This window comes from Streptomyces sp. NPDC051172, assembly GCF_040682555.1.
Classification (GTDB): Bacteria; Actinomycetota; Actinomycetes; order Streptomycetales; family Streptomycetaceae; genus Streptomyces.
This window is the reverse complement of record NZ_JBFBBE010000042.1, coordinates 54,924-79,646: the sequence shown is the minus strand read 5'-3', so window position 1 is coordinate 79,646 and position 24,723 is coordinate 54,924. Positions and strand designations below refer to the sequence as shown.

The 24,723-nt window shown below is 72.0% G+C and carries 26 protein-coding genes and 1 pseudogene; 14 read left to right on the top strand and 13 right to left on the bottom strand.

The window, feature by feature from the left end; all coding sequences use genetic code 11:
• Positions 1-192: 192 nt before the first annotated feature.
• Together AB0N07_RS25070 and AB0N07_RS25065 are read right to left on the bottom strand one after the other, a co-directional pair.
• Positions 193-849 (bottom strand): hypothetical protein, encoded by a 657-nt coding sequence (locus AB0N07_RS25070; RefSeq protein WP_365838612.1) that lies wholly within the window; start codon positions 847-849, stop codon positions 193-195.
• A gap of 161 nt (positions 850-1,010) precedes the next feature.
• Complete coding sequence (locus AB0N07_RS25065; protein ID WP_365838610.1) at positions 1,011-3,119, bottom strand: SpoIIE family protein phosphatase; 2,109 nt, start codon at positions 3,117-3,119, stop codon at positions 1,011-1,013.
• A 269-nt stretch (positions 3,120-3,388) separates the two neighbouring features.
• Between AB0N07_RS25065 and AB0N07_RS25060 the strand changes: the two genes are divergently transcribed.
• Both AB0N07_RS25060 and AB0N07_RS25055 read left to right on the top strand, forming a co-directional pair.
• Positions 3,389-4,264: a hypothetical protein gene (locus AB0N07_RS25060; protein WP_365838608.1), complete on the top strand. Its 876-nt coding sequence runs from the start codon at positions 3,389-3,391 to the stop codon at positions 4,262-4,264.
• Between the two features lie 104 nt (positions 4,265-4,368).
• The gene (locus AB0N07_RS25055; protein WP_365838606.1) at positions 4,369-4,737 is read left to right on the top strand and encodes a hypothetical protein; all 369 of its coding nucleotides are present in this window, start codon (positions 4,369-4,371) and stop codon (positions 4,735-4,737) included.
• On the opposite strand, the gene AB0N07_RS25050 is transcribed toward AB0N07_RS25055, so the two are convergent.
• Positions 4,718-5,950 carry a M20/M25/M40 family metallo-hydrolase gene (locus AB0N07_RS25050; RefSeq protein ID WP_365838604.1) on the bottom strand — a complete coding sequence of 411 codons (1,233 nt, stop codon included), beginning with the start codon at positions 5,948-5,950 and terminating at the stop codon, positions 4,718-4,720. The genes AB0N07_RS25055 and AB0N07_RS25050 overlap by 20 nt on opposite strands.
• 115 nt (positions 5,951-6,065) lie before the next feature.
• Between AB0N07_RS25050 and AB0N07_RS25045 the strand changes: the two genes are divergently transcribed.
• On the top strand, positions 6,066-8,081 hold the full coding sequence (locus AB0N07_RS25045) for an NADPH-dependent 2,4-dienoyl-CoA reductase (protein WP_365838602.1): 2,016 nt from the start codon (positions 6,066-6,068) through the stop codon (positions 8,079-8,081).
• A gap of 31 nt (positions 8,082-8,112) precedes the next feature.
• Positions 8,113-8,664, top strand: a complete 552-nt coding sequence (locus AB0N07_RS25040) for a PadR family transcriptional regulator (protein WP_365838600.1) — start codon at positions 8,113-8,115, stop codon at positions 8,662-8,664.
• Positions 8,665-8,691: 27 nt separating this feature from the next.
• Here AB0N07_RS25040 and AB0N07_RS25035 read toward each other — a convergent pair whose 3' ends face one another.
• Both AB0N07_RS25035 and AB0N07_RS25030 read right to left on the bottom strand, forming a co-directional pair.
• Positions 8,692-9,261 carry a hypothetical protein gene (locus tag AB0N07_RS25035; RefSeq protein ID WP_365838598.1) on the bottom strand — a complete coding sequence of 190 codons (570 nt, stop codon included), beginning with the start codon at positions 9,259-9,261 and terminating at the stop codon, positions 8,692-8,694.
• Positions 9,262-9,438: 177 nt separating this feature from the next.
• A complete protein-coding gene (locus AB0N07_RS25030) occupies positions 9,439-10,428 on the bottom strand; it encodes a fibronectin type III domain-containing protein (RefSeq protein ID WP_365838597.1) in 990 nt (329 codons plus the stop codon).
• Positions 10,429-10,853: 425 nt separating this feature from the next.
• Between AB0N07_RS25030 and AB0N07_RS25025 the strand changes: the two genes are divergently transcribed.
• Entirely contained in the window at positions 10,854-11,549 is a 696-nt protein-coding gene (locus AB0N07_RS25025) for a glycoside hydrolase family 75 protein (protein ID WP_365838626.1), read from the top strand.
• A gap of 16 nt (positions 11,550-11,565) precedes the next feature.
• Here the strand turns inward: AB0N07_RS25025 and AB0N07_RS25020 are convergent.
• From AB0N07_RS25020 to AB0N07_RS25000, 5 genes and pseudogenes are all read right to left on the bottom strand, one after another.
• Positions 11,566-11,682 (bottom strand): annotated as a pseudogene (locus AB0N07_RS25020) (SDR family oxidoreductase); the annotation flags it as partial.
• 9 nt (positions 11,683-11,691) lie between these two features.
• Complete coding sequence (locus AB0N07_RS25015) at positions 11,692-12,102, bottom strand: PTS fructose transporter subunit IIA (RefSeq protein WP_365838596.1); 411 nt, start codon at positions 12,100-12,102, stop codon at positions 11,692-11,694.
• A complete protein-coding gene (gene dhaL / locus AB0N07_RS25010) occupies positions 12,095-12,697 on the bottom strand; it encodes a dihydroxyacetone kinase subunit DhaL (protein ID WP_365838594.1) in 603 nt (200 codons plus the stop codon). Before dhaL ends, AB0N07_RS25015 begins: the two co-directional genes overlap by 8 nt.
• Positions 12,698-12,743: 46 nt before the next feature.
• The gene (dhaK, locus tag AB0N07_RS25005) at positions 12,744-13,736 is read right to left on the bottom strand and encodes a dihydroxyacetone kinase subunit DhaK (RefSeq protein WP_365838592.1); all 993 of its coding nucleotides are present in this window, start codon (positions 13,734-13,736) and stop codon (positions 12,744-12,746) included.
• Positions 13,737-13,953: 217 nt separating this feature from the next.
• Positions 13,954-14,523, bottom strand: a complete 570-nt coding sequence (locus AB0N07_RS25000; protein WP_365838590.1) for a hypothetical protein — start codon at positions 14,521-14,523, stop codon at positions 13,954-13,956.
• 291 nt (positions 14,524-14,814) lie between these two features.
• Here AB0N07_RS25000 and AB0N07_RS24995 point away from each other — a divergent pair, with 291 nt between their 5' ends.
• Entirely contained in the window at positions 14,815-15,816 is a 1,002-nt protein-coding gene (locus tag AB0N07_RS24995) for a nitroreductase family protein (protein ID WP_365838588.1), read from the top strand.
• A gap of 27 nt (positions 15,817-15,843) precedes the next feature.
• Here AB0N07_RS24995 and AB0N07_RS24990 read toward each other — a convergent pair whose 3' ends face one another.
• The gene (locus AB0N07_RS24990) at positions 15,844-17,205 is read right to left on the bottom strand and encodes a diacylglycerol kinase family protein (protein ID WP_365838586.1); all 1,362 of its coding nucleotides are present in this window, start codon (positions 17,203-17,205) and stop codon (positions 15,844-15,846) included.
• A gap of 99 nt (positions 17,206-17,304) precedes the next feature.
• Here AB0N07_RS24990 and AB0N07_RS24985 point away from each other — a divergent pair, with 99 nt between their 5' ends.
• On the top strand, positions 17,305-18,717 hold the full coding sequence (locus AB0N07_RS24985) for a DUF2252 domain-containing protein (protein ID WP_365838584.1): 1,413 nt from the start codon (positions 17,305-17,307) through the stop codon (positions 18,715-18,717).
• Here AB0N07_RS24985 and AB0N07_RS24980 read toward each other — a convergent pair.
• On the bottom strand, positions 18,707-20,038 hold the full coding sequence (locus AB0N07_RS24980; protein ID WP_365838582.1) for a cation:proton antiporter: 1,332 nt from the start codon (positions 20,036-20,038) through the stop codon (positions 18,707-18,709). The two genes, AB0N07_RS24985 and AB0N07_RS24980, sit on opposite strands and share 11 nt — an antisense overlap.
• Here AB0N07_RS24980 and AB0N07_RS24975 point away from each other — a divergent pair.
• The 5 genes from AB0N07_RS24975 to AB0N07_RS24955 all read left to right on the top strand — a co-directional run bounded on the left by AB0N07_RS24975 (position 19,995) and on the right by AB0N07_RS24955 (position 23,391).
• Positions 19,995-20,924, top strand: a complete 930-nt coding sequence (locus AB0N07_RS24975; RefSeq protein ID WP_365838580.1) for a hypothetical protein — start codon at positions 19,995-19,997, stop codon at positions 20,922-20,924. The two genes, AB0N07_RS24980 and AB0N07_RS24975, sit on opposite strands and share 44 nt — an antisense overlap.
• A 310-nt stretch (positions 20,925-21,234) precedes the next feature.
• Positions 21,235-21,666 carry a hypothetical protein gene (locus AB0N07_RS24970; RefSeq protein WP_365838578.1) on the top strand — a complete coding sequence of 144 codons (432 nt, stop codon included), beginning with the start codon at positions 21,235-21,237 and terminating at the stop codon, positions 21,664-21,666.
• 532 nt (positions 21,667-22,198) lie between these two features.
• A complete protein-coding gene (locus AB0N07_RS24965; protein ID WP_365838576.1) occupies positions 22,199-22,459 on the top strand; it encodes a hypothetical protein in 261 nt (86 codons plus the stop codon).
• 142 nt (positions 22,460-22,601) lie between these two features.
• Complete coding sequence (locus AB0N07_RS24960) at positions 22,602-23,003, top strand: SHOCT domain-containing protein (protein WP_365838574.1); 402 nt, start codon at positions 22,602-22,604, stop codon at positions 23,001-23,003.
• 253 nt (positions 23,004-23,256) lie between these two features.
• Complete coding sequence (locus AB0N07_RS24955; protein ID WP_365838572.1) at positions 23,257-23,391, top strand: hypothetical protein; 135 nt, start codon at positions 23,257-23,259, stop codon at positions 23,389-23,391.
• Positions 23,392-23,495: 104 nt separating this feature from the next.
• On the opposite strand, the gene AB0N07_RS24950 is transcribed toward AB0N07_RS24955, so the two are convergent.
• On the bottom strand, positions 23,496-23,699 hold the full coding sequence (locus tag AB0N07_RS24950) for a hypothetical protein (RefSeq protein ID WP_365838570.1): 204 nt from the start codon (positions 23,697-23,699) through the stop codon (positions 23,496-23,498).
• 227 nt (positions 23,700-23,926) lie between these two features.
• Here AB0N07_RS24950 and AB0N07_RS24945 point away from each other — a divergent pair, with 227 nt between their 5' ends.
• Both AB0N07_RS24945 and AB0N07_RS24940 read left to right on the top strand, forming a co-directional pair.
• On the top strand, positions 23,927-24,304 hold the full coding sequence (locus tag AB0N07_RS24945) for an SHOCT domain-containing protein (protein WP_365838624.1): 378 nt from the start codon (positions 23,927-23,929) through the stop codon (positions 24,302-24,304).
• A gap of 47 nt (positions 24,305-24,351) precedes the next feature.
• Positions 24,352-24,723, top strand: a 372-nt coding sequence (locus tag AB0N07_RS24940) for an SHOCT domain-containing protein (protein ID WP_365838568.1), incomplete at its 3' end; no start/stop codon positions are given.

Genomic DNA, 24,723 nt, shown 5'->3' with positions numbered 1-24,723 from the left:
GGCCACCCGACCGCCCGCGTCACGCCCCGGGGCGAGTTCACGCCCGCGACCGCCACTAACACCCCCTGGATGGCCCGGGGGGCGCCGGGGCTGCCTCTGAGGAGCAGCCCGGCCGCAACGACCGAGCCGCCGAGCACCAGCAGAAGCGGCAGGATCCAAGGACGCGTCATGACGACGCAGGCTATCGGTGCCTCAGGTCGTCGCGCCGCCGCCCGACGGGCTTGAGGACGGTGCGTGGTTGCGCCAGTCCCTGTTGCCGGGGCCCCGGAACCTGTCGTGGCCGTCGCCGGGCCCCCTGCGGTCGAAGGTTCCGGAGATCGCGCGGGTCGCGGTACGAGTGCCGTCGGCGGAGCGGGTGCCGGCCAGGAGGGCCGTCTCACCCTTCTTCAGGGCGCCGACGCCCGAACCCTTCGTACCGTCGCGGAAAACGGTGGTGTCGGAGTTCACGGTCCAGGCCCAGGTGGCGCCGTCGTCGCTCTTGAGCGTGACCTGGTCGCCGGTGACCTTCTCGACGGTGCCGCGCTGCCAGATCCGTACGACCCACTTGCCGGTGTCCTGGTCCTTGACCGTCGTCTCACCGTGCACACCCATGCCGCCGAAGCCGAAACCGAACCAGGGGCCGACACCGTGCCGGCCGCCGGGGCGGTCCGGCGACAGGGAGGCGGACCCGGATGCGGAGGGCGTGGCGCTCTGGCCGGAGCCGCCCGAGGTGGCGGCGTAGGCGACCGTGCCGCCGAGGGCCAGTACGGCGACCGTGGCCGCCGCGGCCACGGCACGCGCCCGGCGGGAGCGGCGCCGCCACGGCCCCGGCTCGCGGTCCGGGCCGCCCGGACCGGTCATCACTTCCATGTCCGGGGTCGTCCCGAGGCGCCCGTCAGGCGGCTCGCCCCCGGCAGTGGGTTCCTGCTCCGGCTCGTGCATCACGGCTCGCTCCCATCGGCCACGGCAGGCCGCATCTGCATGCCATGCCTTGCTCTGATTGTCGAATGCGGTCGATAAGGAACCCGTAATCACCAGCTGTGAGAGCCCGGCGCCCCGGCCGCCCCGGTCGGTCGGCCCGGCTTCTGCACGCGCGCGATGAGCAGCGCCACGTCGTCGGAGTTGTCGGGCTGGTGCAGGGTGCGCAGCAGGAGGTCGCAGACCTCCTCCAGAGGGCGGTCGGGGCCTTCGAGGAGGGAGAGCAGGGCGTCCAGGCGCTCGTCGAGCGGGTGCTGCCGGGTTTCCACCAGTCCGTCGGTGTAGAACACGAGACGGTCGCCCGGCTCCAGGTCGACCGTGGTGGTGGAGAAGGCGACGCCGCCCACGCCCAGCGGTACGCCCGTGGGCAGTTCCAGCAGCTCCGGGGGATGCCCGGGCCGCAGCCGGGCCGGCGGCAGGTGCCCGGCGTTCGCGATCCGGCACTGGCGCAGCTGCGGGTCGTGGACGGCGTACACACAGGTCGCGATCGAGTGGTCCAGGCCCTCGGTGATCTTGTCGAGGTGTTCGAGGAGCCGGGCCGGATCGAGGTTGAGGGAGGCGAGGGTGTTGGTCGCGGTGCGCAGTCGGCCCATGGTCGCGGCCGCGTTGATGCCGCTGCCCATCACATCGCCCACCACCAGCGCCGTCTTGCCGCCGTCCAGCGGGATCACGTCGAACCAGTCGCCGCCGACCTCGCTGGTGGCTCCGGCGGGCTGGTAGCGGGAGGCGACCTCGAGGCCGCCGGTCACCGGGGGGTGGCTGGGCAGCAGGCTGCGCTGGAGGGTGAGGGCGGTGTCGCGGGCGTTCTGGTACCAGCGGGCGTTGTCGATCTGTACGGCCGCGCGGGACGCCAGCTCACGGGCGAGCAGCAGGTCGTCCTCGCTGAACGGCTCCGGGTTGTGCGTGCGCTTGAGATCCAGGGCGCCGAGCACCTCGCCCCGGGCGATCAGCGGCACCGCCAGGTACGAGTGGACGCCCGCCTCGGCCAGGAGTCCGGCCGCCTCGGGGGAGCGGGCGATGCGCGGCAGGTCCGCGGGCGCGACCTCCGCCACCATCACCGGCCGGCCGGTGCGCACGCACTCGGTGACCAGGCGGTCGGGGCCGTACCGGGTCACCTGCCCGGGCGGATCGGCCGCCCGCAGCGCCTCGGGGGCGCCGTCCGCCTGCACGGCGAGGGCCCGGATCACCGCCGGCTCCGTGGGGCCCAGGCTGCTGCGTCTGCCCGCCACCACCGCCTCCAGCAGATCCACGGCGGCTATGTCGGCGAGCTCCGGCACGGCGACGTCGGCCAGTTCGCGGGCGGTGCGCTCCAGCTCCAGGGTGGTGCCGATGCGGGCCGAGGCGTCCGCGATGACCTGCAGCCGCCGGCGTGCGGCCTCGGCCTCGACGCTCGCCCTGTGCTGCTCGGTGATGTCCACGACCGAACCGGCCACCCCCAGCACGGTCCCGACGGCGTCCTCCAGCCGGTACAGCGAGAGCGACCAGGCACGCTCCTCGTCCGGATCGCCCGCGGTCCGTCCGGTTGCCTTCTGATCGACGAGGGGACGCCCGGTCTCCAGCACATGACGCGCCGCACCTTCGATGGCCTCGACGTCGAGATGCGGCAGGACCTCGCCGATCGACCGGCCGATGTGCTCCTCCGCAGCGATCCCGTTGAGCCGTTCGAGGGCCGGATTGACCGACACGTACCGCAGATCGGTGTCCAGGACGGCCAGCCCGATGGGGGACTGCGCGATCATCCGGGTGGACAGCGCCACGTCCCGCTCCAGCTGCCTCACGGTCGACCGGTCGGCGCACAGCCCCAGCGCATAGACGTCGCCGTGGTCGTCCAGCAGGCGCATGTTGCGGAACTCCACCAGGCGCGTGCTGCCGTCCTTGCGCCGAATGGGGAAGGCCCCGGCCCAGCTCTGACCGGTGACCATGACATCGGCGAAGAGTTTGACCACCAGGTCGAGATGCTGCTCGTGCACCATGATCCGGGCGGCGTACTGGCCGAGGGCCTCCTGCGCCGGATAGCCGAACAGCTCCTCGGCCTGCGGGCTCCACAGCACGACGTGTCCCTCGGCATCCAGGACCACCGAAGCCACGCCCAGTACGTCGAGCAGCCCACTTGGCTGCACCGACCCCTCGCCCTCGGCCACCGGAAACCCAGGTGCACTCATTCCACGCACCGCCTTCGCCCGTTCGCGCGGCACGCCGACCCCCGTGCCGACTCCCCATGTTCTACCGCGCTCAACCGTCCCTGTGACGACCCCGTCGCCTACCTCCACCATCCCTCAACACGCCGGGGGCCGTCCCCCGGAGCGTGACGACAGTACCCGGTACGGACCGTCACCGAACCGACAGCCCCCGTTACCGAATTGGTCTGTACATGACTACGCCATCGGGCCAGACTGTCCGCCGAGCACCCGCCCCCCATCGAGGAGCCCCCATGCCCCTGCGTGCCCGGCAACGTTGTCACGCGGCCCTGACCGCGGCCCTCGCCCTCGCGGCCGCCGCAGTCCTGTCCGCCGCTCCGTCCGCATCGGCGGCCGACACCTGGACGGAAGTGGGCTCGGACCGCGCCGATCCGCTGACCGAGAGCCAGGGCCTGACCTCCGTCGAGGTCCCGGCGAACAGCCCCAACCGCTACACCGGCATCGGGACGATCCCCGCCGGCGTCTCCAGCCGCGGCTGGAACCACGTCGGCGACCCCGACGCCTCCTACGACGGCTACTACGTCGAGCCCTACCAGGCCGACTCGGGCAACGCGAAGATGTTCCGCGTGCAGGCGCCGGGCGGGGCCTGGTCGGAGTACGTGCACACGCTCAGCTCCGGCGAGGCACTCAACAACTCCTGGGTCGCGATCTCCCCCGACGGACAGTGGATGCTGGCCGGCGAGTACGGCACCATGAGCCGCTTCCTGGTGTTCCCGACCCCGGGGGCCAACGCGAGCACCTCGCCCTCGGCCAACCTCCCGCAGGCCTCCACCGTCAATCTCGACCACGCCGTCCGCGACGTGCAGGGCTGCGACTTCTCCGGCCCGACGACGCTGCTGTGCTCCTCCGACGACCCGGCCGGCACGCTCTTCGGCATCACCAAGCCGCTCCTCCAGGTCGACCTGTCCGCCCGGCCGAACGGCACGTCGGACGTCTTGGGCCATGTAACCGCCCTGCGGCAGCTTCCACTGCGCAGCTCCTGCTCGGGCACCTTCGAGGTCGAGGGCATCGACTACGACCGCCGGGACGGCACCCTGCGCGTGATCGTCGTGTCGCCGGGCTTCTGCGTCCTGACGGACAGCAAGACGTACCGCTTCAAGCGGGGCTGAGCCTCTCGCTGGTCCGGTGCGGCCAGTGGTGCTTTTCTGGGGGTGTGGCGCGGTTCGCGGGGAACTCGCGGTATCGCGCCACAGCCACGAGAGGAGCGGTCACGATGGATCGTCAGCGCTCGCACGAGGAGCCGGTCTCCCTCGAGATCAGCGGATGCAGCAAGGAGGACGCCCGGATCGTGTTCGACGCGCTGTGCGCGTGCTTCGAGTCCGATCGGGGCCCGGACGAGGTGCCGGAGCAGCTCCATGAGACCCGGCCGATGGTGTGGCTCGGCACGTTCGAGGTCACCGACGCGCATGAGTGCCCGGCACCGGGACGGCTGTCGTCCTCCGTCGAGATCGACGCGCAGGGTGGGTACTGGGCGATCGAGCGACTGCGCAGCACGTTGGATCCCCTGTTCACGGTGCGTGATCTTTCCTCGGCGTCGGGGGATCAGGAGCGGGAGTTGCACGTCATTCTCGAGAGTCGGTGAGGTTTTTGTCTGCGGCGCCGTTGTGGCTGTTCGCGCCGCTCCCTGCGCCCCTTCGGGGCGCCAGAAGGCGCAGCACAGCCTGCCGGTAGACGGTGTGGATTGTGGGCAGGTCCGCCAGGCAGGCTTGCTCATCCACGCCGTGCAAGCCCTCGTACCGAACGCCGAAGCCTGCCGTGGCCGGGATGCCCTCGGCTGCCAGTAGGTTGCCGATGTTCGAGGGGCCTGCGGTCTTCGCGCGGACCGTGAGGCCCTCGGTGGTGGCGGCGGCCAGTAGTGCGGCAGCGGGTTGCTGGTCCTCGGCCAGGCGGTACGGCGGCCAGGAGGCCACCTGGGTGATCACGGTCGGAGGCGGGCCGGGCAGCCGCCGGTCCAGCTCCGCCGCCGCTGTGTGGACCAAGTGCTCCGCCGCGCGGGCGTCGAAGGTCGGGGTGGTGCGGATGTCGACGCCCAGCTCGCACAGGCCGGGGACCACGGAGAAGCCTTCGCCGCCATGGCAGGAGGTCACCGTCAGTTTCGGCGGCAGTGGGAACTCGCCCTCGGCGCCCGGAATTTCGGCCTCCTCCAGCAGTTGCACCAGCCGCGCCGCCCGGGAGACGGCGCCGGGCGCCGTGCGCCTCGATCCGGAGTGCCCCGACTCCGCGTGCACCGCGATCGTGGCCCGCCACAGCCCCCGCCCGCCGACCACCACCTCGTCCGGGCCGGGATACCCGATCATCACCCCTGCCGGGCGCACCGCGGCAGCGTCCGCGAGATAGGCCCGGGCCCCGCCGAACCCGCCGGTGTGCTCGTCGGCGTCCAGCAGCACCGCGAGCCCGCCGCTCAGCTCCTCCGCCCGGGTGCGCAGCTCTGCCGCGATCCGGCAGAACATGGCCGCCGCCAGCTTGGAATCGGCCGCCCCGCGCCCCCGCAGCCACCCGTCCACGACGTCCCCGCAGTCCGGCGGGAACGACCAGGCACCCTCGTCGCCGTAGGGGGCGGTGTCCACGCAGGCGTCCAGCGCCCACCACGGCCCCGGCCGGGCACCCGCCACCTCCACCAGCAGGGCGACCGGCCGGCCCTCGTCGTCGTAGAGGCTGCGACACGGCAGGTCGTGGGCGCCGAGCCAGTCCTGGAGGACGGCGAGGACGGGGCCGTGGTCGTCGATCCCGGCCCGGCTCGGGCGGCGGACCAGTGCCTGCGCCAGCTCGACCACCTCGATGTCTTCGGGGCTCATGAGGCCACTGTGCCCTTGGGTGGTCCGCGTCACCCCTCCCGGCTTATGCAACTAGTTGCAAAAGGTGTCCGGGGTCCTCTACAACAGAGGCATCACACCGCGTATGGAGGGCCCGATGAGCCGTTACCCGCATCTGCTGAACCCGCTCGACCTGGGCTTCACCACGCTGCCCAACCGTGTCCTCATGGGCTCCATGCACGTCGGCCTGGAGGAGGCCGAGCGCGGCTTCGAGCGCATGGCGGAGTTCTACGCCGCCCGGGCGCGCGGGGGAGTGGGTCTCATCGTCACCGGCGGCATCGCCCCGAACGACGAGGGGCGCCCGTACGAGGGCGGCGCCAAGCTCACCACCGACGCGGAGGCCGAGCAGCACCGCCAGATCACCGAGGCCGTGCATCGCGAGGGCGGCCGGATCGCCATGCAGATCCTGCACTTCGGTCGGTACGCCTACCACCAGGACCTGGTCGCCCCGAGCCCCCTCCAGGCGCCGATCAGCCCCTTCCCGCCCCGTGAACTCACCGACGCTGACGTCGAGCGGACCATGGACGACTACGCCCGCGCCGCCCGCCTCGCCAGGCAGGCGGGCTATGACGGTGTCGAGATCATGGGCTCCGAGGGCTACCTCATCAACGAGTTCATCGCCGCCCAGACCAACCGGCGCACCGACCGCTGGGGCGGCTCGTACGAGAACCGCATGCGCTTCCCCGTCGAGATCGTGCGGCGGGTGCGCGAGGCGGTCGGCGAGGACTTCATCATCGTCTACCGGCTGTCCATGCTGGACCTGGTCCCCGGCGGCTCCACCCTCGACGAGGTGATCACCCTCGCCAAGGCCGTCGAGGCGGCCGGCGCGACGATCATCAACACCGGCATCGGCTGGCACGAGGCCCGCATCCCCACCATCGCCACCTCCGTGCCGCGCGGCGCCTACACCTGGGTCACCAAGAAGCTCATGGGTGAGGTGTCCGTCCCGCTCGTGACCACCAACCGCATCAACACCCCGGAACTGGCCGAGGAGTTGCTCGCCGAGGGGTACGCGGACATGGTCTCCATGGCCCGTCCGATGCTCGCCGACCCCGACTTCGTCAACAAGGCCGCCGAGGGCAGGCCGGAGGCCATCAACACCTGCATCGGCTGCAACCAGGCATGCCTCGACCACACCTTCAGCCTCAAGATCACCTCCTGCCTGGTCAACCCGCGCGCCTGCCACGAGACCGAACTGGTCCTCGCGCCCACCCGGCTCAAGAAGCGCGTCGCCGTCGTGGGTGCCGGACCGGCCGGGCTCGCCTGCGCGGTGTCGGCGGCCGAGCGCGGCCACGAGGTCACCCTGTACGACGCCGCGAGCGAGGTCGGCGGTCAGCTCAACGTGGCCCGCAAGGTCCCCGGCAAGCAGGAGTTCGACGAGACCCTGCGCTACTTCCGCCACCAGCTCGACGCGCACGGCGTGGACGTACGCCTCAACACGCGTGTGGAAGCAGGTGACTTGGCGGACTACGACGAGGTGGTCGTCGCCACCGGCGTCACCCCGCGCACCCCCGACATCCCGGGAATCGACCACCCCAGCGTCGTCGGCTACCTCGATGTGCTGCGCGGCAACGCGCCCGTCGGTGACCGGGTGGCGATCCTCGGCGCGGGAGGCATCGGCTTCGACGTCGCCGAGTTCCTCACCGACGGCGGGGACAAGGCGAGCGAGGACCCCGAGACGTACTTCCGGCAGTGGGGCGTCGACATGGACTACCGGGCGCCCGGCGGACTCGCCGCCCCCGAGCGGCCCGCCCCGCCGCGCACCGTCCACCTGCTGCAGCGCAAGACCAGCAAGGTCGGCGCGGGCCTGGGCAAGACCACCGGCTGGATCCACCGCGCCGAGCTCAAGCACCGGGGCGTCACCATGGTCCCGGGCGTCCGCTACGACCGCATCGACGACGCCGGGCTGCACGTCACCGTCGGCGAGGAGAGCACGGTCCTGCCGGTCGACACGATCGTGCTGTGCACCGGACAGGAACCGCGCCGCGGCCTGTACGAGGAACTGGTCGCCGCCGGAGTCGGCGCGCACCTGATCGGCGGTGCCGACGTGGCCGCCGAACTGGACGCCAAGCGTGCCATCAAGCAGGGCACGGAGCTGGCGGCGGCCCTCTAGGGGGCCCTGCGGCCATCCCTAGGATGACTCCATGTCACTCCCGCACGCGATCCTCACCGCCCTGCTCGAAAAGCCGTCCTCGGGGCTGGAGCTGACCCGCCGGTTCGACAAGTCCATCGGCTACTTCTGGTCGGCGACGCATCAGCAGATCTATCGCGAGCTGGGAAGGCTGGAGGCCGAGGGACACATCCGGGCGCTGCCGACCGAGCAGCCGGCCCGCGGGCAGAAGAAGAGCTACGAGGTCCTGCCCGCGGGCCGCGCCGAACTGGCCCGCTGGACCGCGGCGTCCCAGGACCCCAAACCGCACCGCGATGTGATGCTGCTGCGGTTGCGCGCGGCGGCCGTGGTGGGCACCGCAGGCCTGGAGGCCGATCTGCGCCGCCATCTCGACCTGCACCGGCTGCAGCTGGCCGAGTACCAGGAGATCGAGCAGCGCGACTTCCCGCCCGGCAAGGACGCCCCCCAGGACCGGCTGCGGCACCTGGTGCTGCGCGCCGGCATCGACCTGGAGACCTTCTGGACGCAGTGGCTCACGCACGCCCTGGAGGAACTCGCCGAACTGCCCGGTGCCGAACCGGCGTGAACTCCACGGCTCGTGGGCCCGCCGCCTTCAGAGCCGGTTCGGCCGGGCACGCCGGCGCAGGTACCAGCCCGTGGCGATGACGCCCGTGCCCACCAGAGCGGCGCCCACCCCGACCGTCAGCGGGCCGTAGTCCTGGACGGCGCCGCCGACACCGCCCCTGACGCCGAGCGAGGGCGAGGGCCTGGTGGTGGCCGAGATGGTGGCGGTGGGAGTGGCGGTGGGCTTCGCGGTGGGAGTGGAGGTGGCAGAGGAGACGACGACGGTCTGGGTGCCCGCAGTGCTGCCGTTCGAGCAGACCACCGTCACGGTGTACGTGCCGGGGCTCACGTTCGACCAGGCCGCCGACTGCAGGGCGGCGGTGCCCGTCAGCGTCATCTGACGGGCAGGCTGGGTGCTGCTGAGCAGCGTGGCGGTGCCGAACCCGCCGCTGCCGCGCGAAGAGCACGCGCTCGTGGTCACCGACACGGTGGACCCGCTGGTACTCACGGAGATCCCCGTCCCCTGCGCCGCGGCCGGCACGGCGGCCAGGGCGAGTGGGAGCGCGGCGGCGGCCACCGCGGTCAGTGCGGAGCGGACGACTGGCTGAAAGTTGCGCATTGGACTGCCCTCCGACGGCACGGTTGGCGGTACATCCCTTGCGCCGCCGAAGGTCGGGAATCGCCCGTGCCGCCTCAGGGGCAGCCAACGTCCCCGCGGCCCGGCCCGCATGCGGACCGCCTCCGGGCAGGTGACGGATTCCTCCGTCCGGCCCATGCCGCCGGGCCGTCACCGCCGTCAGCCGCCGGTCGCCCCGGTGGTCACCGTCCGCTCCGCCGAGAAGCCGCCCCAGGTGCCGTCAGGCAGTCTGGCCCGGATCCGCACGCGGTGGCGCACGCCGGCATCCCGGCCGGCGTAGAAGGAGTACGACGCCCGGTCGCGCGGCGCGTCCCCGCCGTAGACCAGGGAGGTGGCCACCCGGCCGTCGAGGCTGATCTGGTACTCCGTCACCACGCCGTCGGTGCGCGGAGGGATCCAGCGCAGGTCGAGGTAGTACGCCCCGTCGGCGCGGTGGCTCGTCGCCCGGAAGGCCGCGGGTGCCGTGCCGCGCCCGTCGTCGGAGCCCGGCGTGGTGAGGCGGACGGTGGCGCCGGGAGGCGAGAGATTGTCGGCCGCGTCGCGGGCGCGGACGGTGAAGGCGTAGCGGGTGCCCGGCCGCAGCCCGGTGACCACGGTCGCCGTCTGTGCCCCGCCCACAGTGTGGATCTTGGCGGTGCCCTGGTAGACGTCGTAGGACACCACGGCCCGGTCGTCCCTCGACGCGGACCAGGACAGCTCGACGGCCCTGCTGCCGACCGCCCGGCCGTGCACCTTTCCCGGGCGGGTCGGGGCCGTGTCGTCCGTCACCACGGCCGCCCAAGTCGACGCCCGTACCTGGCGGCCGGGCGGCCCGAGCCGGCCCTCGGTGTCGCGGGCCCGCACGGTGAAGACGTACGAGGTGGACGGCCTGAGCCTGGTGACGTCCACCATGTGCTGGGAACCGGGCACTTCCTCGACCTTGGTGGTGCCGCGATACACCTCGTAGGCGCTGACACGGGGATTCGCGGACACCGCGTTCCACATCACGTGGACGCTGGTCGAACTGCCTGCCGCCGCGGTCACTCCGGTGGGGGCCGCCGGCAGTCCACTCTCGCCGTCCCCGGCGCCGTTCCGGCCGCAGGATCCGACCAGGGCCAGCGCGGCACAGAGTACGAGGGACCGGTGCACGAGCACGGTGTCGCGACGCACGGCTCCGCCTCCCCGGACGACCCGGCAGCATTGGTCCGGACCAATATGGCGCGGCTGGCGTGATCACATCAAGGGGCAGGGAAGGCCGCGGGACGACAGCATGGCTGACGGCGTCGCGGACCGCCCGCCGGCGTTACGTATGCTGAAGCTCCTCACGGCTGAACTCTTCCTGAGGGCTGGTGAGTTCATGCCGGTGGCGCGGGCCGCTGTCGTCGCTGTTCCCGCGCCGGACGCGGGTGGCCGGGCCGCCGGAGCCGACACGGGCTCGGGCGTCCGGCCCCCTGCCCGACGTCCTGTGACACGCCACGCCGTGGCCCGCCTGGAGCCGTGCGGCCTCCCGTCCGCCTACGGTGGCCCCATGATCGCTACGGCGCCGGACCGGGCTGAATGCCCGTCAGTGCCCCCTAGGGAAAGGGCTTCTCGTGGTGCGTGTCCAGTCGCTGACCCTGGCCGTGGCCGGCGCCGCTTTACTCGTCCCGCCGGCGCTGTCCGACGCCGCGGCCCGCGGCCGGGCGGAACCGGTGGCCTGGCGCGAGGGCGATGTCCGTGCCGCGGATCTGCTGGCCAAGGTGCGTGACTGCACCCAGATCTCCCACGGCCGCTTCCGCAGCGACGCCGGCAGACCGGCATCGATCGCGGTGTGCGGCACCCGGCGGGCCGTCTTCTGGAAGGCCGACATGGACATCGACTGCGACGGAGAGCCCGGCCCGCGCTGTAACCGCAGCTCCGATCCCTCGTTTTCGCAGGCCACCGCCTATCAGCAGTCCGACGGGCGCTATCTGAGCGCCGAACGCCTCCCGTACATCGTCGTGCCGGCCGCGAGCCGCATCTGGGACCCCCTCGACGACGGCGTCCGCGGCGGATCCGTCGCCGCCGTCGTCTACCGGGGCCGTGTGCAGTACGCGGTCGTGGGCGACATCGGTCCGGAAGGCATCATCGGCGAGGCGTCCTACGCCACCGCCAAGAGCCTCGGCATCCGCCCGGGCCCGAACGGCGGCGGCGCGCCCTCCGGCGTCACCTACATCGTCTTCAAGTACTCGCAGGTCAAACCGATCGAAAGCCATGCCGCGGCCGTCGCTGTGGGGCGGCGGCTGGCGCAGCAGTTCGTAGACGGCGGATAGGCGCCCGGAATCGTCGGACGGCCGCCCACCCGTTGTCGACCGGCAGGATCACACCATTGACGTTGCCCGCCGCGTCCGAGGCGAGGAACACGATCGCGGCGGCCTGCTCCTCCGGCTGGGACACGCGCCCCACTCGGTGGCTTCAGACCTTCCGGTAGGTGTACGCCTCAGCCGCTGCCGCCTCCACCGCCGCGAGGTCGGCGCCCGTGGCCGCGGTGACCACTGCGGCCACCGCACCCTCCACGAACGGGGCGTCCACCAGACGTGTGCGGTCGGGGAGTTCGTCTCCCTCGGCGAGCAGCGCCTTCACCGTGAGCACGGCGCTGCCGAGGTCGGTGAGCACGGCGACCCCGGCACCCCGGTCCACGGAGGCGGCCGCCGCGGCGATCAGCTCCGCGCTCGTGCCGAGCCCGCCGCCCTCGGTGCCGCCCGCCGCGGCGACCGGCACCGAGACGCCGCCGCCCGCGAGCCCCTTCGCCAACTCGGCCACGGAGACGGCCACTTCGAAGCTGTGCGACACCAGGACGATCCCGACCTGTTTCCCGTCACTCACCGTCGGCCTCCGCGAGAGCGGCCACGAGCAGCGCCGACGAGGTGGCGCCGGGATCCTGGTGCCCGATGCTGCGCTCCCCGAGATAGCTGGCCCTGCCCTTGCGGGCCTGCAACGGCGTGGTCGCGAGGGCGCCCTCTTCGGCGGCGGTGCGGGCCGCGGCGAAGCCGCCCTCGTCGAGTGCGTCCACGGCCGGCACCAGCGCGTCGATCATCGTCTTGTCGCCCGGTGCGGCCCCGCCGAGCGTCATGACGGCCTCCACCCCGGCCCGCAGCGCCTCGGCGAACTGCGCCTCGCTGACCTCACCGGCGTCCCCGAGCGCCTTGCCCGTACGGCGCAGCAGGGTGCCGTAGAGGGGTCCCGACGCGCCGCCGACGGTCGAGATCAGCTGCCGCCCGGCCAGCGTCAGGACCGCACCGGGCGTGTCCGGCGCCTCCTTCTCCAGCGTCGCGGCCACGGCCCGGAACCCGCGCTGCAGATTGCTGCCGTGGTCGGCGTCCCCGATGGGGGAGTCGAGGGCGGTGAGCCGTTCCGCCTCGCGGTCGACGGAGGCGGCGGTCGCCGTCATCCAACGGCGGAAGAATTCGGCGTCGAGCACTGGATCTCCTTGCGTGGTAGGTACGTTGACACCTCGGCCCGGAGGTCTACATGCCCCAGCGCAGCCCGGGCGTCTTCACCGGCGCGTCCCACAGCCGCAGCAGCTCCTCGTCGACCTGGCACAGGGTGACCGAGGCACCGGCCATGTCGAGCGAGGTGACGTAGTTGCCCACCAGCGTCCGGGCGACCGCGACCCCGCGCTCGGTGAGCACCCGCTGCACCTCGGCGTTGAACCCGTACAGCTCAAGCAGCGGCGTCCCACCCATGCCGTTGACCAGGACGAGCACCGGATTGCGCGGGGGCATGTCCTCCAGGATCGCGTTCACCGCGAACTCGGCGATCTCACCCGAGGTCATCATCGCCCGCCGCTCCCGGCCGGGCTCGCCGTGGATGCCGATGCCCAACTCCAGCTCGCCCGAGGGCAGATCGAAGGTGGGGCTGCCCTTGGCGGGCGTGGTGCAGGCACTGAGCGCGACGCCGAAGCTGCGGGAGTTCTCGTTGACCTGCCGTCCGATCGCCTCCACCCGCTCCAGCGGCTGCCCCTCGTCCGCCGCGGCGCCCGCGATCTTCTCCACGAACAGCGTGCCGCCGACGCCGCGCCGCCCGGCCGTGTAGAGGCTGTCGGTGACGGCCACGTCATCGTTGACCAACACCTTGGCGACCTGGATGCCCTCGTCCTCGGCGAGCTCGGCCGCCATGTCGAAGTTCAGCACGTCGCCGGTGTAGTTCTTCACGATGAACAGCACGCCCGCCCCGCTGTCCACGGCCGCCGCGGCGCGCGCCATCTGATCGGGCACCGGCGAGGTGAACACCTCACCCGGACAGGCCGCCGACAGCATGCCGGGGCCCACGAATCCACCGTGCAGCGGCTCGTGCCCCGAGCCACCCCCGGAGATCAGGGCGACCTTCCCGGCGACCGGGGCGTCCCGCCGTACGATCACCCGGTTCTCCACGTCGACGGTCAGCTCGGGATGGGCGGCCGCCATGCCCCGCAGGGCGTCCGCGACCACGGTCTCCGGCACATTGATCAACATCTTCATGGGTTCCTCCTGGTCGGACACGCGTGCGGACCTGATCCCGTACCGGGCGCCGGTCCCTCGCCGCGGTCCCGGGCAGGTCGTCGGTTCCGCTAGGCGAACAGATCGGCAGCCACTCTCGGCAGTATCCGTGCTCGGGCGGCGCAGGTCACGTGTCCGGCGCGTCCCGACGCGCTTCCTCGGCGCGCCGGGACGGGCTGACCACCGGCACGGCCGGTGGTCAGCCCGTCTTGTGCCCCCACCGCGGGCCGACCAGGTCCCACTCCCTGCCCCACTCGTCGATGCGCCGCCGGTACAACCAGTAGCGGGCGGCGCCTGTGACTCCGAACGCGATGCCGGTGACGGCGAGCGCCGATGCGGCTCCCAGGAGGCCCGCCTCGACTGCCGCATCGGTGGGGCTCGGCGGTCGGGTGGTGAGGTTGCCCTGGGTGTCGGTCCAGAGCACGGTCGTGGATCCGGCCTTGAGTCCGCCGTTCACCAGTGTCCGGCCGGTGCGGGCGGAGCCGTCTCTTCCGGTCCAGCGGACCTGTGCAAACGCCCGGTAGCTCGTCGCCTCCGCGGGTGGCGTGTCCGTGAGGAGCACGGCCGTTACGGGGGTGCGCTGGGCGCGCTGCTGCATGAAGGCGTCGTCGGCGGCCCGGGCCGTCAGCACGCCGGCGAGGGTTCCGCCCACGGCCACGAGCGTCCAGAGGACCAGCACGAGCCAGGCCTCGAGCACGTCGTCGCGCCGGCGCAGCGGGTTGGCCCGCCACCGCCACAGCCACCTCTTGGTTCGCCTGCACGTAAGCATCGGCTCGCACCTCTTCGTCGTCACTTCGAGCAAGGTGACAGCCGGGTGAGTGTCGTGGCATGGGCCGGGCAGAGGGAGTCGTGGGGCCGACCGGGACCGAGTCTGCGGCGGCGCAGGGCCCTTCAGCCCTGTCACCGCCCGTGGATGGAGCGATCCATCCCCACCGCCGTCTTCATCGGTGGCCTGACGGGCCACCTGCCAGGGACCATCGGCCCCTCACCCGCAGGTCGCCGGGCGCTCACCCTCGTAGGACAACCACCTGTTCCGAAACCCGAGCGGGAGGAGGACACCATGCCATCCGGGCCTCTCGACGCCGCGACCCTGGAAGCCTGTGTGGCGGCCGCCGTGGCCGCGCCCTCGTTCTTCAACACGCAGCCCTGGCGCTTCCGGCTGGACCCCGACACCGTCGCCTTCGAGGTGCGCGCGGACCCGCAGCGCAGCCTGCGTCGCGCCGATCCGGCCGGCCGTGCGCTGCATCTGTCGGTGGGTGCCTCCGTCTTCAACCTCCGCGTCGCGGTCTCCCACTTCGGCTGGTCGCCCGTCGTGCGGCTGCTGCCCCGGCCCGACGACCCCGGCCTGCTTGCCGTCGTCCGGCCCACCGGATCGACCGGTCGATACGGCACGGAACACCGTGGCGACCTCTACCCGGCGATCTGGCGCAGGCACAGCAGCCGCTTCCCGTTCTCCGCCAGGCCCGTGCCGCCGCAGGCGCGCGCCGAACTCGCCGAGGCCGCCCATGCGGAAGGCGCCTCGCTGGTCTTTCCCGAGGCCGCCGAGACAATTCGGCTGCTGCGGGTGACCGCGGAGGCCGAGCATCGAAACCACGCCGATGCAGACCGCGGCAGGGAGAGCCGCCGCTGGGTGCACCGGGACCCGGACAGCCCGTTCGACTTCGGCCTTCCGCACACCGCACTCGGTCCGCAGGACGCCCGCGAACGCATCCCCATGCGGGACTTCACCGCCGCACGCCACCCGGGGCGGTTGCCCGCCCAGGACTTCGAGACCGCGCCGGCCATCGCCCTGCTCAGGACCGAGCACGACCGTCGTACGGACTGGCTGCGGGCGGGAGAGGCACTTGAACACGTCCTGCTCGTGGCCACCGCCCTGGGGCTGCGTGCGTCGCTGCTGCACCAGCCGATGGAATGGCCCGACCTGCGCCGCAGCCTGGGCCCTGACCCCCACCACACCGGTCACGCCCAGATGCTGATCCGGCTCGGCTACGGACCGGAAGGCCCGGCCGGCCCGCGTCGGGCCCCGCATGCGGCGCTGGACGAGCACCTGCCGGACCGTTAGCCGCATCCCGCCCACGGGCCGCCGCGGTCAGCCCGCCTCGGCCCCGGCACGGCGCGCGAAGGCCAGTCGGCCCAGGGCTCGCCAGTCCGTCGGCGGATTCGCCCGGGGCACCCCCGGCCGGCCGCTGGGCACCCGTACGCGCAGCGAACCCGGTGCGATGCGGCAGATGACGGGGGTGGGCAGCAGGAGGGCCTCGCCGTCGACGGCGACCGCGATCTCCGGGACATCGGCGTCGACGACCACCTCGTCCGCGGTCAGCGCGGTGAGTCCGCGGGAGTGCGGGCCGCGCAGCAGGTCGACCGCCTGGGCCACGTTGTCGACGTTGACACCCAGGACGCCGAGCGCGCCGGAATCCAGCTGCGTGCGGCGACCGAGGCCGACGGCATCCCCCACCTGGTAGGGGTTGTTGCTGACCAGCACCGCCTGCGGTGCGTCCATGAGCACATGGGCGGCGCGGACGGTCAGGCGTGGGCCGGACTCGTGAGTCAGCAGCTCCGGGAGCTGCTGGAGGATGGTGCCCACCTTGTCGTCACGGTAGGCGGCGCTCTGAACGACCTGCGCGTACACACCGAAGGAGGCGTTGTTGACGAAGACGCGGTCGGAGACGAAGCCGAGGTCGATGCGGAGTTCCACGCCGTCGGTGAGAGCGTCCAGACACCTCGAGGGGTCGTCACGATCCAGGCCGAGATCCAGCGCGAAGTGGTTGCGGGTGCCCGCCGAGATCACCATGAACGGCAGGTCGTGCTGTGCCGCCACCCCGGCGACCAGCGCCTGGGTGCCGTCCCCTCCGGCGACTCCCAGCAGATCCGCTCCCTCGGCCACGGCGCGGCGGGCCAGTTCGGCGACGTCCTGCGGGTGAGCGGGGTCGAGTACGGCGACCTCGGCGCCCAGCGCCCGGGCCCTCTCCGCGAGGTGGAACCTGCCGACCTTTCCACCGCCGGAGCGGGGGTTCATGACGAGAAACGGCGATTTCGGCGGCGGAGTTCGCTGCTGTGGTGGCCCAGCGGGACGCGCCTCCGCGCCGAGGGCGGCTCGCCCCGTCACCCTCGCCACGGCCCCCAGTGCGAGGGCCGACAATGCGGCCCACAGCAGGTGCACGGTGGCGTAGTACAGCAGCACAGCGAGCGGCACCACCGAGGCCAAGGCGGAGGAAAGGGCCCGGAGCAGGCCGTGATGGGTGAGCGCCCACCACACGGCGGCCGCCGTCGCTGCGAGGCCCGCCAGACCGACGAGCAGCAGGGCAACGCTCCTGACCCCGGCGGCTACCAGCAGCAGCGCGATCGCGGCGGTCGCGACCAGCAGCGCCAGACGAGCCGTCCACCTCTGAGCCGTCCCAGGGCGACGATCGCTCGGTTCGGCCGACCGGGCGGGAGTCTCGGCACTGCGCACACGGGCATCACAGCGCCCGCGCCCGGCCGGCACATCACCTGCCAGGGGTGATCCCGCGCGAGCGGCGAACCACGACGATGCCAGAAAGGAGGAACGGTCATGGTCACGATGAACGAGAGTCCTTCGGCTGCGTCCGAGCGCGCGGCGCTGGGGAGGGCAGCGAGGGTCTCCCTGCCGCGCTCCGCCCATGCCGCCTTCGAACCGGACACCAAACGGCCGGATCCCGTCGACATCATCGAGCGGCAGTCCGCCACCCGAGTCCCGGAACTCGTCCCGATCCGGTACGGCAGGATGCTCGAATCGGCGTTCCGCTTCTACCGCGGCGCGGCGGCGATCATGGCCTCCGATCTGGGCGCGTCACCGCACACCGGGCTCATGGCCCAACTGTGCGGTGACGCCCACCTGCTGAACTTCCGGCTGCTCGCCTCCGCCGAGCGGCATCTGGTCTTCGACATCAACGACTTCGACGAGACCCTGCCGGGCCCCTTCGAATGGGATGTCAAACGGCTCGCCGTGAGCCTGGTGATCGCCGGCCGCGCCAACTCGTTCGCGGCCGAGGACTGTGCCACGGTCGTGCGTGAGAGCGTCCGGGCCTACCGCGAGCGGATGCGGGAGTTCGCGGGGATGCGCACCCTCGACATCTGGTACGCCCGCGACGACGCCGCCCAGGTGGAGGCGATCCTGTCCGAGCGGCTGAGCCGCAGCGAGCGCCGACGGATCGACACCGCATCGGCCAAGGCCCGTACCCGGACCAGCCTGCAGGCCGCCGGGAAACTGACCCGGCTGGTCGACGGCGCACCCCGGATCATCTCCGACCCCCCGCTGATCACACCGCTCGACGAACTGCAGCCCGGCACCGAAGGCGACGGGCTGCAAGGGACCCTGCGCGCCCTGGTCGCGGACTACGCACGCACCCTGTCGTCGGAGCGGCGGCACCTCCTGAGCCGGTTCCACGTGGTCGACATGGCCCGCAAAGTGGTCGGCGTCGGCAGCGTCGGCACCCGCTGCTGGATCATTCTGCTGCTGGGCCGGGACGACGACGATCCGCTGCTGCTGCAGGCCAAGGAGGCAGGCAACTCGGTCCTCGCTCCCTACAGCGGCGCGAGCTTGTACGAGAACCAGGGCGAGCGGGTGGTGGCCGGGCAGCGGCTGATGCAGGCCGCCAGTGACATCTTCCTCGGCTGGAAGCACATGACGGGCATCGACGGCGGCGAACGTGACTTCTATGTACGGCAGTTGCGGGACTGGAAGGGCATCGCGCGGCCCGAGACCATGGGTCCGGCGACCCTGGCGCTCTTCGGCCGTCTGTGCGGCGCCTCGCTTGCGCGCGCCCATGCCCGATCCGGCGATCCGATCGCCATCGGCGCCTATCTCGGTGGCGGTGACAGCTTCGACCGGGCGCTGGCTCGGTTCGCGCAGGTCTACGCCGACCAGAACGAGCGCGATCACCGGGCGCTGGCCGATGCCGTGGCCGCCGGACACGTGAGCGCGAGGACCGACCTCACCGAGTAGGACCGGGCCCGGCGGGGAGCGCCGGGCTCTGCGACGGTACGGCGCCCTCGCGCAGTTCACGCTCGGCAGCCGTGCCCGCGCGCCGGAACCAGGCGCCGTACCGCCCGGCGAGCCAAAAGGCCGACACACCGTGCAGCAGGATGCTGAGCGCAACGGTCGCGGCGACCACCCGGCCCATCGCTACCGTCCCCGGCACATGCTCCTCCACCACGAGCAGGGCCAGCACGACCGAGGCGAGACCGCGCGGCCCGAACCATCCGATGTACGCGACCGTCGGCGCACGCAGCCCGCTGCCGAGCAACGAGAGCGCCACGGGGAGCATTCTCACGACGGTCAGGCTGAGCACGGCATAGAGCACGATCCTCCAGGTCAGGTGCTGCAGCGTAGGTCCCAGCAGCACTGCGCCGAAGAGCATCAGGCTGACCGACGCCAGCAGGCCCCCCAGCTCCTCGGCGAACTCGGACGTGTCGTCCCCGCTCTCCGGCTCCGTGGCGGTGCCCGTGCCGGTGCCCGTGGCGTTGGGGAAGCGCCTCAGGGCGTAGCCGAATGCGAACCCGGCGACCCAGGCGGCGATGAAGCCACTGCCGTCGGTGATCACAGCCAGTTCGTAGGAGACCGCGGCGACGGCGAGAACCATGATCTGGGCCCACTCCCGGACAACCCAGCCGCGGGTCCGGGCCGCCCGCAGCAGCCACCCGCCGCAGCCGCCGATCAGCAGGCCCAGGGCGCTGCTGAGCAGCAGGGCCCGCCAGAAGGTGCCCGCCACGCTTTCGTGCGCGTAGGACGTGCCGGGGATGGCCGCGAGGAAGACGACGAAGAACGGCAGCACCATCCCGTCGTTGAGGCCGCTCTCCACATTGAGACCCTCGCGAACGAGCGCCGGCACCCGGGGGTCGGACATGGCGCTCTTGCCCAGAGCTGCGTCGGTGGGTGCGAGGATCGCGCCCACCAGGGCCAGCTCCCATGCGGTCAGCCCCGGCAACAGCGGCCAGGCCAGCAACCAGCCCGCCGCGATGCTCAGCGGCAGCCCGATGCCCAGCAGCCGGTCGGGCAGGAAGCCGCCCGTGGCCAGGTCGCGTCGCCGGACGGTCATGGCGTCCGTGAACAGCACCAGGGTCAGGGCCGCTTCCAGCAGGGCCGTCAGGGCCACGGAGTCGTGTGCGATGCCGACGATGTCGAGGACGGCGGGACCGACGAGGATGCCGCATCCGGTGAACACGATCGCCGAGGAGACAGGCGTGGTCGACAGCCGACGCGAGCCGAGGGCGTAGGTGGCGGTGACGCCCGCCACCGCCACCACGGTCCAGGCGCCGCTGCTCATCGCGCCCTCCTCGCTCCGGCTGCCGTGGCGCACCCACGCGCCAGTCGCGCATGAAGGCGCCGGCGGCCTCCTTTTCCGGATCGGCGAGGGGCCGGGCACTGACGTCGACCAGCACACGGCGGAGGGTGCCGCCCGGGAAGTGGAAGGGCGGATCGTAGTCGGCGAAGACGGCCTGGCCGCTCTCGCGGCCCACGCACAGGCCCTCGCCGTCGTAGGCGAACATGCCGGGCGGGGTCCCGATCCGGATCGCCCCCACCTCGCGGTCGTCGACGTGCAGGGCCAGGGTTGCGACCGTGAGGCCGTTGTCCTTGGGGTCGTCGGCGCGGAAGGCGGCCGACAGGATGTGGTCGCCGACGGGCACCCGGCCGGATGCGGCGCCCTTCTGCTCCATCCGGCCCAGCCACCTGTGGACGTAGTGCTGCCGTGCGTCGAGGAGATACAGGCTGTGCCCGCCGAACCGGCCGCCCCGCGCGAACAGCACGCCGCGGGCCTCCGGGCCGTCGAGGCGGACGTCGGCGGCGAGGGTGCAGGACCAGCCGCGGATGTTGACCGCCACCGACTCGGGCACGTCGGCGCAGTCGGGGTAGTACACGTACTGGCCTCGGGGTTTGGAGAGCTGCGGTCGTGGCGTGCTGAAGATCTCGATCGTCGTGCGGTCGTCGAGCGGCAGCCCGTTGCGGCGTTCGGCCTCGGAGCGGTCCTCCCGCAGGTGGTACAGCTCCCAGGTGTCGTCGCCGAAGCCGCTCCAGCCGGACGGTGCCGGCGGATGCAGCGCCGAGGCGTGCCGGCCGCCGTGCCAGATGCCGCGGGTGCCCGGCATGACGTAGAACCGCGGGTCCCTGGGGTCGGGTGCCTGGGGGCTCTCCAGGACGCCGCGGGGCTCTGACCAGGCCGCCGCAGAAGTCGAAGGTTCCCAAGCCCGCATCGTCCCAGACGATGTAGAGGAGCTCTGGAGCGCCGGCCGGTGCCTGCGGCTCCCGGTCGGGCACCGAGTCGCGGATGTCCTGCGCGGTCCTGCCCCGGAACTCTGCAGCCACCTCGGCCTCCCCGTGCTGGTGGGAGTGCACTCCCAGCACAGCAGGCAGGAGACCGGCGCGACCTCACCCTCTCCGGGTGATCACGGCGCGGCGCCCTGGGTGGAAGCTCGGTGGTGAACGGCTGCGCGCCGCAGCCCCCGTGAGGAATGGAGGCCGGCCATGGCCAGCACCGTTACTCCTCGTAGCCATGCGCCCCGCACGATGGCCGCCGCTGCCGGTCTCACCGTGTTCGCCGCGGTGATGCTGATGATCGCCGGTGTCCTCGACATCTTCCGCGGCATCATGGCGATCGCCAACGACAACGTCTTCGTCACCACCCCCAACTACGTCTTCAAGTTCGACCTGACCAGCTGGGGCTGGATCCACCTGGCCCTCGGGGTGGTCGGGGTGGTCGTGAGCCTCGGTCTGTTCACGGCGGCCACCTGGGCCAGGGTCGGGGGAGTGGTCATAGCCTCCCTGCTGATCATCGCCAACTTCCTGTCCCTCCCCTACTACCCGATGTGGTCGCTGACGCTGATCGCGATGTACGGGTTCATCATCTGGGGCCTGTGCGCGGTGCGGCGCGACGACGTGACCGACCAGCGGAAGTGAGGCGCCCTCACCCGGCGCGGGGGATCACCGGACCGGGCTCGACGTCGGAGGCGACACCATGACCTCGACACCCACGCCCGCCGCGCCCGGGTGTACTTCGTGATCGCGGACCGTGGCCGGGCCCACCGTGGCCTCACGTTCGGCGTCGGACCCTCGGTGTCGTCGCAGGCGTCGTCGGGCTCGGCCACCCGGCCGAGTCGGCCGTGGCGCTCGCCCGTCTGCTGGACCCGTGGCTGGTGCTGCTCGGCGCCGCGGAGGTCGCCGTGGCGCCGGTGTTGCGCTCGGCAGTCCGACGCGCCCAGCAGGCTTCGGACACGCCAGCGCGGTGATCGGCACCACCGGCCCGCACTCTCACTCGTACGGGCCTTCCAAAGGGCCCACAGCGCTGTGGTGCACGCCCTGACCGGCGGGCCGCGGCCCTGGATGACATCGTCACCCCGGACGTCGGAACAGCCGTCGACCAGCTGAGACGGCAGTTGCTCGCCGCGGCCTGTCCCCGACCGAGAAGATCCTCGGCGTCGACAAGCAGCTGGTGCTGTTCCACTCCGACTGGCCATCGGCCCGGTCGTCGCGCGCCACTGCAACCTCGACCACCTCCTGCCCCACCCTGCTGCACTTCCAGCGGCTCGGCCTGCGCACGGCGATCGTGATCGCGCTCGGCGCCCACTTGATCGTTCCCGGACGGCTGCCGGTGGCGATCCGCGGCACCTCCGAACGCACCGCGGACTCCGCGGCAACCTGGGCATACGCCTACCGCCGGTGGATCACGCCGGCCGCGTATGAGGCCTCATGAGACTGCGTCGTCTCCACGCCGGATCCGGGGGCCCACCCGCAGGGGGTGATGCAGCGGGGGAGAGGCCCGGCGCACCGTATGAGGCGCCAGGCCCTCACCGGTCGCGCAGCCGTCGTCGCGGCCACCGGCGTGCGGAGGCACCATGGACTACCCCCTGCTCGACGTGTTCCTGACCATGCTCTGGTTCTTCGTGTGGATCATGTGGTTCATGCTGCTGTTCCGCGTGGTCGGAGACGTCTTCCGCGACGACGCACTCAGCGGCTGGGCCAAGGCCGGCTGGACCCTGCTGGTCTGTGCACTGCCGTACCTCGGCGTCCTCGTCTATCTGATCGCCCGCGGGCGCGGGATGGGTGAGCGCGAGATACGCCGGGCCCAGGTCCAGGAACAGGCCTTCCGCTCGTATGTTCAGCAGGCCGCCGCCACGGGCCCGACGGCCGGGGTCACCAAGGCGGACGAACTCGGCAGGCTGGCCGCCCTGCACGACCGGGGCGCCATCACCGACGCCGAGTACGAGCGGGCCAAGACCAGGGTGCTGGCCGGCTGACCACGTAGGCGGATGCGCCGGTGCGGCCACGGCGCGGGTGCCGCGCCGCCACCGAGGCGAGCGCTCGCCACGACGGTCGGAGTGGCCATCACCTCCTCCGTCGCCTCGGCGTTCGACCTGGGTGATCCTGCCGACTGCGGATCGAGCGGCAGCATCGACCAGACGTGCGGCCGACCACGGCGTCACCCGCCACGGGTGACCCCCGACAACCTGGACTGCACGTACTGCTTCTGCCTCTCACAGGAACTGCTCTATGAGGGCAGCAGGTTGCGGATGGCCGACGAACTCCCTGGAGTACGAACGCTCCCACGCCCGCCCGGGACAACGCATCGTCAACACAGCCCGGACCAACGGCACGTTGATCGACGCCGAAGGGGCGCGGTTCTGACGCGACAACGACTTCCTGGTCGGGCTGTTCGTCGACGGGCCGCGCGCGATGCACGACGCCCGGGTCATGCGAGGGCTGGACCACCTGCGTGCGGCAGGCGTGGACTACGCTTCCTCATCGACGTCTTCGAGGACCGGGTGCGCCGCGACGTCGGCACCGTCTACGTCCAGATGTTCGACGTGGTCCTGACCAACTGGTGCGTTGCGCCACCGTCGTTGTGCGTGCACTCCGAGAGCTGCGGCCGCGCGCTCGCCCTGGAGCTGGTGGACTCGCCCGAGCAGCAGGAGTTCGGGCAGCACAAACGGCACGGTCCGCCGCGCTTCTTCTGCTGCGACCTGCCGATGCGCACCATGGCCGCGCTGCCACGGGCGCCGACCGCACCCCACCCGCGCCGGGTGATGTGTCCGCAGGTCGGCGGGCGCAGCGTGGAGCGGGTAAGACCCTCTGACCGCCGCGGCAGCACGGCGGCCCGACACTGGAGGCAAACGTGGACTACACCCTGGCAAGCACGGACTACCCCCTGCTCAACGCGTTCATGACCATGCTCTGGTTCTTCCTGTGGGTCATGTGGTTCGTCCTGCTCTTCCGTGTCATCGGGGACATCTTCCGGGATGACCACATGAGCGGGTGGGGCAAGGCGGGCTGGACGCTCTCCGTCTGCGTGCTGCCGTTCCTGGGCGTCTTGGTCTACCTGATCGCTCGCGGGCGCGGCATGGGCGAACGCGACCGGCGCCAGATGCAGAGGCAGGAGCAGGCATTCCGCTCCTACGTCCAAGAAGCCGCCGCCGAGGCCCCCGTGGCCGGGCGGACCAGTACGGACGAACTGGCCACGCTCGCCGGGCTGCACGACCACGGCGACATCACCGACACCGAGTACGCGCAGGCCAAGGCGAAGATCCTCACGTCGCACTGACCGCGCACGGTACCGAGTCCGAGGAAGAACGCATCCTCGATGCGCTGGTGGTGACGAAGAGCCCGGACGGGCGCATCGGCAGGACGGAGCTGTCGGACATCGCGAACCTGGGAGACGTGGCCGCCTTCCGCGGCGCCCTGGTCGGCGGAACCGCATACGCCGCCGGACGCCGGGCCGCGGCGGCCCAGCAGCACGAAGCGGACCAGCAGGCGGCCATTGAGCTGACGCGGCTGGGAGAGCTGCGCGACCGAGGAGTGCTGACGGACGCGGAGTTCGCCGCCGTCAAGTCGCGGCTGCCGGCCATGTGCTGGCCGACAGGGTCGGGGGCGCGCCCCGGCCGGCGGCGCGCGGACGGGGGGGGGGGGGGGGCGGGTGAACAGGCGCGGCCGCGGCACAGACACCACCACCCCAGCCCACAA

Excerpts from the sequence above, each read along its gene's own strand:
- AB0N07_RS25070 (WP_365838612.1), bottom strand. The coding sequence starts at position 849 with ATGGAAGTGATGACCGGTCCGGGCGGCCCGGACCGCGAGCCGGGGCCG.
- AB0N07_RS25065 (WP_365838610.1), bottom strand. The coding sequence starts at position 3,119 with ATGAGTGCACCTGGGTTTCCGGTGGCCGAGGGCGAGGGGTCGGTGCAG.
- AB0N07_RS25060 (WP_365838608.1), top strand. The coding sequence starts at position 3,389 with ATGCCCCTGCGTGCCCGGCAACGTTGTCACGCGGCCCTGACCGCGGCC.
- AB0N07_RS25055 (WP_365838606.1), top strand. The coding sequence starts at position 4,369 with ATGGATCGTCAGCGCTCGCACGAGGAGCCGGTCTCCCTCGAGATCAGC.
- AB0N07_RS25050 (WP_365838604.1), bottom strand. The coding sequence starts at position 5,950 with ATGAGCCCCGAAGACATCGAGGTGGTCGAGCTGGCGCAGGCACTGGTC.
- AB0N07_RS25045 (WP_365838602.1), top strand. The coding sequence starts at position 6,066 with ATGAGCCGTTACCCGCATCTGCTGAACCCGCTCGACCTGGGCTTCACC.
- AB0N07_RS25040 (WP_365838600.1), top strand. The coding sequence starts at position 8,113 with ATGTCACTCCCGCACGCGATCCTCACCGCCCTGCTCGAAAAGCCGTCC.
- AB0N07_RS25035 (WP_365838598.1), bottom strand. The coding sequence starts at position 9,261 with ATGCGCAACTTTCAGCCAGTCGTCCGCTCCGCACTGACCGCGGTGGCC.
- dhaK (WP_365838592.1), bottom strand. The coding sequence starts at position 13,736 with ATGAAGATGTTGATCAATGTGCCGGAGACCGTGGTCGCGGACGCCCTG.
- AB0N07_RS25000 (WP_365838590.1), bottom strand. The coding sequence starts at position 14,523 with ATGCTTACGTGCAGGCGAACCAAGAGGTGGCTGTGGCGGTGGCGGGCC.
- AB0N07_RS24995 (WP_365838588.1), top strand. The coding sequence starts at position 14,815 with ATGCCATCCGGGCCTCTCGACGCCGCGACCCTGGAAGCCTGTGTGGCG.
- AB0N07_RS24985 (WP_365838584.1), top strand. The coding sequence starts at position 17,305 with ATGGTCACGATGAACGAGAGTCCTTCGGCTGCGTCCGAGCGCGCGGCG.
- AB0N07_RS24980 (WP_365838582.1), bottom strand. The coding sequence starts at position 20,038 with ATGAGCAGCGGCGCCTGGACCGTGGTGGCGGTGGCGGGCGTCACCGCC.
- AB0N07_RS24970 (WP_365838578.1), top strand. The coding sequence starts at position 21,235 with ATGGCCAGCACCGTTACTCCTCGTAGCCATGCGCCCCGCACGATGGCC.
- AB0N07_RS24960 (WP_365838574.1), top strand. The coding sequence starts at position 22,602 with ATGGACTACCCCCTGCTCGACGTGTTCCTGACCATGCTCTGGTTCTTC.
- AB0N07_RS24955 (WP_365838572.1), top strand. The coding sequence starts at position 23,257 with ATGAGGGCAGCAGGTTGCGGATGGCCGACGAACTCCCTGGAGTACGAA.
- AB0N07_RS24945 (WP_365838624.1), top strand. The coding sequence starts at position 23,927 with ATGACCATGCTCTGGTTCTTCCTGTGGGTCATGTGGTTCGTCCTGCTC.